This window comes from Chromobacterium sp. FG89 (genome assembly GCF_057808735.1).
The window spans coordinates 227,526-234,977 of record NZ_JBMDIQ010000007.1; the positions used below are offsets into that span (position 1 = coordinate 227,526).

The following is a 7,452-nucleotide window of genomic DNA, read 5'->3' on the forward strand; positions in this document are numbered from 1 at the left end:
AGATAGGGCGCATGAGCGCTACGACAGACGCCGTTCGCCCAAGCCCGCCGACGCGGCCGCCATTGTCTATACCTGAGAGGAGTCCCGGCGCTTAAGTTGGCATAGCGTAAAGAAACCATTGAAAATGGGGAGTCCATGCTCAGTTCGTTTTTCATTGACGCTTACCAGTCCTATTTATTTCTACCGACCCAATACAATCTGTGGCTGGTGGCGCTGTCCTTGCTGGTCGCCGTTTTCACCTCTTGTCTGGCGCTGCAGATCGCCGGCCTGGCCCGCGAGGCCAGCGATCGCTGGCTGCGCCGGGTCGCCCTCGCCACCGGTTCTTGCGCCATGGGCGGCGGCATCTGGGCCATGCACTTTGTCGGCATGCTGGCTTTCAGCGTTTGCAGCACGGTCCAATACGCGCTGCTGCCCACTCTCTTGTCCATGCTTCCCGCCGTCGCCGCCTCGCTGATTGCCTTGCACTTGCTGTCTCAGCCCAAGATCGACGGCAGGCAGTTGCTGATCAGCGGAGTGCTGGTGGGGAGCGGCATCGGCACCATGCATTATTCCGGCATGGCGGCCATGCGGATGACGCCGCTGCTGCGTTACGACCCGCTGTGGTTCTCCGTTTCCATCCTGCTCGCCGTTTTGCTGAGCACCTTGTCGCTGTGGATACGCTTTGGCCTGGACAATAAAAAAATCGGCAAGGGATGGATGACGCTGCTCAGCGGCGCGGTAATGGGGGTGGCCATTGCCGGCATGCATTATTTCGGCATGGAAGCCGCCCGCTTCATCGGCACGCCGGACCCGGCGTTCCGCAACGCCTTGGACAACAACGCCGGCCTGGCCGTCGCCATCGCCATCACGGTGCTCCTGCTCGGCAATATGGTCTTCGTCGGCAATGTGTTGCTGCGTTACCGCCCCTTGTACCTCAGAACGCAAAGCAATGAATTGAAACTGCAAGCCACCTTCAACACCTCGCTGGACGGCATCATCACTATTGATGAAAAAGGCCGCATCTTGACGGCCAACCCGGCGGTGGAGCGCTTGTTTGGCTGGAAGGTCGACGAGTTGCTGGGCAAGAACATCAAGCTATTGATGCCGGAGCCGCATCACTCCGAGCATGACCGTTTCCTCTCCGACTACAAGCAGACTCAGATTGCGAAGCTGATCGGCAGGGAGCGCGAGGAGATGGCGCTCAGAAAAGACGGCGTCCAGTTTCCCATCCGGCTATCGATAGGCAAGGTGTTGCTGCCCGATCAGGTGATCTATGTCGGTTTCATCGGCGACATCAGCGAACGCTACCGCATCCAGCAAGAGCTGGAGGACCGTGAAAAGCAGTTCCGCACGCTGATAGACAACATTCCCGGCGTCGCCTTTCGCAGCCACTGCCGGGAACCCTGGAAGACCATCTTCATCAGCGAGGACATCGAGAAGCTCTGCGGCTGGCCGGCCAAATCCTTTCTGGACGGCCGCATTCAGCTGCTGGACATCATCCATCCGGAGGACCGGGACAGGGTGCGCGAAACCATCCGTACCGCCCTGGAGCAGCGGCAGCTCTATGTTCTCGAATATCGTCTGCTATGCCTGAACGAGGAGGAGCGCTGGGTGCTGGAGAGCGCTCGCGGCGTCTACGACGACGCCGGCGCGCCGCTGTTGATTGACGGGGTGATTCTGGATATTTCGGAGAAAAAGGCGGCGGAGTTCGCCTTGATCGAGGCCAAGAATCGCGCGCTGTCGGCGGTCAAATCCAAAAGCGCTTTCCTGGCCAATATGAGCCATGAGATCAGGACGCCGATGAACGCCATCATCGGCTACACCGATTTGCTGCAAGACACCGAGCTGGACGCTCAGCAAAAAAGCATGCTGAAAACCGTCAACCACTCCGCCAAAAGCTTGCTGGGCCTGCTCAACGATGTCCTCGACACCGCGAAGCTCGAACAAAACGCCCTGGAGCTGGAGGAAGCGCCCTTTTCATTGCGCGAGGTGGCGGAACACGTGATCGACATCCTGCGGCTGAGCGCCAGCAAAAAAGGCATCAGCTTGCAGCTGAAATACCCGGCCATTATCCAGCAGGCCTTTATCGGCGACGCTTTCCGGGTGCGGCAAATCTTGATGAACCTGGTTGGCAACGCCATCAAATTCACCGCTCAGGGCGGGGTTTGGCTGACGGTGCTGTCCGCGGGAGAAAACGTGGTCATCCTGATCCGCGACAGCGGCATCGGCATGAGCAAGGACACCCTGGCCAAATTGTTCGAACCCTTTTCCCAGGCGGACGCCTCCACCACCCGCCGCTTTGGCGGCACCGGCCTGGGCACCACCATCGCCTTGCAGCTGGCCCAGAAAATGGGCGGGCGGATCGAGGTGCAAAGCACCCCGGACAAAGGCTCCATCTTTCAGGTTTACCTCCCCTTGCGCCCGGCGCCGCCGGACGCCCTGTCCTGCCTGGAGCCGGCGGCGACGGAGCTCATGCCCAAGCCGCCGTCCCCCCTGAACATCCTGGTGGCCGATGACGATGCGATCAATCTGGACATCGTCACCATCCTGCTCAAAAAATACGGGCACCGCATCTATACCGCGTCCAATGGCAAAGAGGTCATCAACGCGTGGCAACACCACGACATCGACCTCATCTTGATGGACATTCAGATGCCGGTGATGGACGGCATCACCGCCTGCAAGTTCATCCGTCAGGTGGACCCCGACAGCGACAAGCGCGCCACGCCCATTATCGCCTTGACCGCCGGAGCGTTTCAGGAAGACCGCGAGGCGGCCATGGCCGCCGGCATGGACGGCTTCATGACCAAGCCCATAGACGTCATCCGGCTGCAAGATGAAATCGAACGCGTGATGAAGCGCATGGCCGGCTAGCCACCGGCGCTCCCGGCCGAGGGCGGCGGCGGGGCCGCCGCGCGCCGTGGCAGCTTGCGCGATGAGCGCCGCATCGAACCCCTCGCGCCGTACGCGCATTCCGCCCCCTCCGCGTTTTTCTCCCTGCCCCGCTCCGCCTCGCCATAGTCCATTTATTGCGATAAAACCATATTTATTTAATGACATGTTCATTTTGTATTGATATGCTGTTCAGATATTTCTGCGCATTGACGCAGACAAATCTCATGAGACAGCCACAGGGAGAAGTGTCATGGCGAACCCGTTCGACAATAAGGAAGGCGTTTTTTTCGCCCTGGTCAACGATGAGGGCCAGTACTCGCTCTGGCCCGAGTTCGCTCCGGTTCCGGAGGGTTGGCAAGCCTGTTTCGGCCCCTCCGACCGCCAGTCCTGTCTGGACCACATCGAACAAAACTGGATAGACATGCGGCCCGCCAGTCTGGCCCGCGCTCAGGACGCCTTGCTCTCCACCGGCTGATTCCCGCCCCGGCTCAAGGGGGCCATGCCGGGACGCGCCCGCTTTCAGGACAAAGCGCGGCGCCGCTCTCGCCATCTCGCGGCGGCGCGTTCCCCGCGCCTCCTACCCGCCATCCCGCTCCACACCGAAAAAAACGCCGCCCGGCCGCGCATGCGCGGAAGGTTGCGGCCTCACGCCCTGTTCCGCAAGCCATTCAAGGTGCGATATGAACGACAACGCCGTTTTCCCCTCCCGCAATCCGCACGCCGCGGCCGCCCCGGCTGAAACCTTCGCCGCCCTGTTCGCCCGAAGCGCGGCGGACCATCCCGACGCCATCGCGCTGCGACACGGCGCGCGCGCGCTCAGCTACCGCGAGCTGGACGATCAGGCCAACCGTCTGGCCCATTATCTGCGGGAACTGGGCATAGACCGCGAAACGCCGGTGGGGCTGTGCCTGGACCGCTCGCCCGAACAAATCATCGCCATGCTGGCCATTTTCAAGGCCGGCGGCGCTTATCTGCCGCTGGACCCCGATTACCCGCGGGAAAGGCTGGCCTATATTCTCAACGACGCCATGCCGGCCGCGCTGCTGACGCGGGCCGCGCTGACCGAACAACTGCCGGTCCACTGGGCGCGGGTGGTGGAACTGGACACCGAGCAGCCCACATGGCAGGCGCAGCCGGATCAGGCGCTTCCGCTTCACGATTTCCCGGACCAGCTGGCGTACCTGATCTACACCTCGGGCTCCACCGGCCAGCCCAAGGGCGTGGCGGTGACTCACCGCGGCATAGGCGCGCTGGCGCGCGCGCAGAGCCGCCGCTTCGGCATCGCCGCCGGCGCCCGCGTGCTGCAATTCGCGTCTTCCAGTTTCGACGCGGCCTTCTCCGAAGTCGCCATGACCTTGCTCTCCGGCGCCTGTCTGGTCACCGCGCCGGCGGCGGAATTGACGCCGGGCGCGGCGCTGGCGGACTTGCTCGCCCGCCAGAAAATCAGCCATCTGACCCTGCCTCCCAGCGCGCTGGCCCTCATGCCGGACGGCGGCATCCCGCAGGATTGCGGCCTGATCGTCGCCGGCGAGGCCTGCCCGGCGGCCCAGGTGCGGCGCTGGTCCGCCGGCCGGACCATGCTTAACGCCTACGGCCCCACCGAGGCCACCGTGTGCGCGACGATGAGCGGCCAGATGCGGGACGAGGCACCCGCCGACATCGGCGCGCCGCTGCCCGGCGTCCAGGCTTACGTGCTGGACGACGCCCTGCGGCCGCTGCCGCCGGGCGTCGAGGGCGAGCTGTATCTTGCCGGCGACGGGCTGGCCCGCGGCTATCTGGGCCGGCCGTCGCTGAGCGCCGAGCGCTTCGTCGCCAATCCCTTCGGCCCCGCCGGCAGCCGCTTGTACCGCAGCGGCGACCTGGCGCGGCTGCGCGCCGACGGCGCGCTGGACTACCTGGGACGGGCGGACGAACAGCTCAAGCTGCGCGGCTACCGCATCGAGCCCGGCGAGATCGAACACCTGCTGACCCAGCAAGCCGGCGTGAGCCAGGCCGTGGTCCGCCTGCGCGAAGACCTGCCCGGCATCAAGCAGTTGATCGCCTACGTCGTTTCCCGCGCCGGCCTGCAAGCCGACGGCGCGGCCTTGCGCGCGGCGCTGGCCGAGCAACTGCCGGATTACATGGTGCCGGCGGCGGTGGTGCCGCTGGAGCGCCTGCCGCTGACCCCCAACGGCAAGGTGGACAAACAGGCGCTGCCCGCGCCGGATTTCGAAAACGCCGACGCCGGCGAGGCGCGGGACTGGCTGGAGAAAACGCTGGCCAAGCTGTACGCGGAAGTGCTGGGGCTGTCCAGGGTGGGCCTGGGCCAGGGTTTCTTCGACCTGGGCGGCGACAGCATCAGCGCCATTCTGCTGGTCAGCCGCGCCCGCGCCCACGGCCTGCAATTCAGCCCGCAGGACGTGTTCGACCACCCCTGCATCGAGCGTCTGGCGCTCCGGGTCCGCCCGGTGGACGCCGACGCGGCGGCGGGTGAATTGCCGCCGTCCAGCGCCGCGGACCTGGAAAGCATCCGCGCCCGCTATCCGGCGGTCAGCGCGGTGCTGCCGCTGTCGCCTCTGCAGCGGGGCCTGCTGTTCCACCTGCTGTACGACGAAGGTCAAAGCGACGTCTATCTGATACAGATGGGCTTCCAGCTGGACGGCCCGCTGGACGCGGACAAGCTGCGCGCTGCCGCCGAAGGCTTGCTGCAACGCCATCACCATCTGCGCGCCGCCTTCTCCGCGGACGGGCTGGAGCAGCCGGCGCAAATCGTGCTGGAGCGCGTGGAGACGCCCTGGCGCGAGCTGGACCTGTCCGCGCATCAGGCCGATGAACAGCAGCGCGCCCTGGAACGGCTGCGCGCGGACGACTACGCCGCCGGCGTGGACCCGGCGCGCGCGCCGCTGCTGCGCTTTACCTTGGTCAAGCTGGACGCGGAGCGCCACCAGCTGCTGTGGAGCTTCCACCACCTGCTGTTCGACGGCTGGTCGGTGCCGGTGCTGCTGCGCGAACTGTTCGCCCTCTACCGCGGCGACGCGCTGCCGCCCGCCATTCCCTACCGCGATTACCTGGCCTGGCTGCACACCCGCGACCGCGACGCCGCCAAGCGCCAATGGATCAAGCATCTGGCCGGGCTGGAGCAGCCGGCGCGCCTGGCGCCCAGCGCGTCCCAAAGCCGGCAGCTGCCGCGCAACCACAATGTGACGGCGGCCCCGGCGGTCTACGCCGCGCTGGAACGGCTGGCCCGCCGGCAAGGCCTCACCCTCAACACCTTGTTGCAAGCCGCCTGGGCCATTCTGCTCGCCCGCCTCTCCGCCTCAGACGACGTCGTTTTCGGCGTCACCGTCTCCGGACGCCCGCCGGAGCTCCCCGGCGTCGAGCGCATGGTCGGCCTGCTGATCAACACCGTCCCGCTGCGCCTGCGGCTGCAGCCCGAGGAAACCCTGACCGCCCTGCTGCAACGCTTGCAGGCCCAGCAGGCCGCGCTGATCGAGCATCAACACCTCAGCCTCGCCGAGATCCAGCAGGCGGCCGGCCTTGGCGATTTGTTCGACACCCTGCTGGTCTTTGAAAACTATCCGATCGCCGATGACGATCGCCGCGTGGACGACGCGCTGTCCATCGGCTATCTGGGCGGCCAGGGCGTGGACACCTCGCACTATCCGCTCAACCTGTGCGCCGTCCCCGGACCCGAGCTCGAGCTGCGCTTCGGCTACCGGCCCGACCTCTTCTCCGCCGACGCCGTCGACGGCATCGCCCGGCAGTTGCTGGAACTGCTGCGCCTGATCGCCGAACAGCCCGAGCTGCCGCTCGCCCGCATCCCGCCGGCCACGCCGGCCCAACAAGACGCGCTCGCCGCCTGGAACCGCACCGACGCCCCGCTACCCGCCGCCACCCTGACCCAGTTGCTGGAACGCCAGGCCGCGCTCAGCCCCGACGCCGAGGCGCTGCGCTTCGACGAGGCCGCCCTCAGCTACCGCCAGCTGCACCAACGCGCCAACCGCCTCGCCCGCCGCCTGCGCGCCGACGGCGTCGGCCCGGAAACCCTGGTCGCCGTCGCGCTGCCCCGCTCCATCGATCTGGTCGTGGCCCTGCTCGCCGTGCTCAAGGCCGGCGGCGCTTATCTGCCGCTCGATCTCGACTATCCGGCCGAACGCATCGCCTTCATGCTGGCCGACGCCCAGCCCGCCGTGGTCCTGTCCCGCTCCGAGCTGCTGGCCGGCCTGCCGGTCGAACGCGCACTGTGTCTGGACCAACTGGACCAGACTCTGTCCGATGCGCCGCTGGAGCTCCCCGGCGACGACAGGCATCCGGCCTACGTCATCTACACCTCAGGCTCCACCGGCCGCCCCAAGGGCGCCGTCAACAGCCACCGCGCCATCGTCAACCGCCTGTTGTGGATGCAGCACGCCTACCCGCTGGCCGACGACGACGTGGTGCTGCAAAAAACCCCGTCCAGCTTCGACGTCTCGGTCTGGGAGTTCTTCTGGCCGCTGATCGCCGGCGCCTCGCTGCTGCTGGCCCGGCCCGACGGCCATCGCGACCCCGTCTATCTGGCCGAGCTGATCCGCCGCCGCGGCGTCACCACCCTGCATTTCG

The 7,452-nt window shown here is 66.0% G+C and carries 3 protein-coding genes; all 3 read left to right on the forward strand.

Translation table 11 applies throughout. From position 1 onward, the window contains the following. The first annotated feature begins 135 nt into the window (after window positions 1–135). Window positions 136–2,853 carry an MHYT domain-containing protein gene (locus ACODRW_RS09690; RefSeq protein ID WP_488905642.1) on the forward strand — a complete coding sequence of 906 codons (2,718 nt, stop codon included), beginning with the start codon at window positions 136–138 and terminating at the stop codon, window positions 2,851–2,853. A 271-nt stretch (window positions 2,854–3,124) separates the two neighbouring features. Continuing rightward, a complete protein-coding gene (locus tag ACODRW_RS09695; RefSeq protein ID WP_107798774.1) occupies window positions 3,125–3,349 on the forward strand; it encodes an MbtH family protein in 225 nt (74 codons plus the stop codon). 205 nt (window positions 3,350–3,554) lie between these two features. Next, window positions 3,555–7,452: amino acid adenylation domain-containing protein (locus ACODRW_RS09700; protein WP_488905643.1), on the forward strand; the 3,898-nt coding region annotated here is incomplete at its 3' end.